Genomic DNA, 248 nt, shown 5'->3' with positions numbered 1-248 from the left:
CCCTGTTGTGCAATGCGCAGCAAACCCGGATCGAGCAGTTGCTTGTGCGCGTCGCTCATGCCGCGCGTCAAGCGCGCAGCGCCGGCGGCCCACAAGGTGCTGAACACCTCCAGCGGATCACTGAAGCCCGGATCGATCTGCTCAACCTGGGCGCCCAGCTGCACCAGGCCGTCGACGGCGGCGGCGACCACCTTGGCCACTTGCGGGTCGACCTGCACGTAACCGAAGGTGGGGCTGTAGGCGATACG

Annotated in this window: 1 pseudogene; it reads right to left on the bottom strand. The window is 66.9% G+C overall.

Annotation, left to right across the window (positions count from 1 at the left end):
* Nucleotides 1–248 (bottom strand): annotated as a pseudogene (locus AC0L3U_RS39970) (amidase); the annotation flags it as partial.

This window comes from Bradyrhizobium sp. Kon69 (assembly GCF_055807515.1).
The sequence above is the reverse complement of the archived record's forward strand: the minus strand, read 5'-3'. Positions and strand labels throughout refer to the sequence as shown.